Here is a 251-nt window from a genome sequence, read left to right on the forward strand (position 1 = left end):
GAACCCGTAGTCGTTGGCTCCCAGCGGGAACGTCACGAGGCCGGTGTCCGCGCCCAGCCCCTGGAGCTGGCGTGGGTTCTGGGCGAACCGGGTCTGCTCCGGCCCGGTGAGGTGCCGGGTCTTCGCGCCGCCGCAGCTGTTGTCGATCAGCTCGGCCCCGGTCGCCTTCGCCACCAGCTGCGGGTAGTTGACCTGGGCCCCTCCGCAGCCGTCGAGGCCGGCGAGGGGTCCCGTGAGGGGGGCCGCGGTGT

Annotated in this window: 1 pseudogene; it reads right to left on the bottom strand. The window is 73.7% G+C overall.

The window, feature by feature from the left end:
- A pseudogene (locus F0U47_RS21535) lies at positions 1 to 251 on the bottom strand (SGNH/GDSL hydrolase family protein); the annotation flags it as partial.

The sequence above is a fragment of the Nocardioides antri genome (genome assembly GCF_008373765.1).
Lineage (GTDB): Bacteria > Actinomycetota > Actinomycetes > Propionibacteriales > Nocardioidaceae > Nocardioides > Nocardioides antri.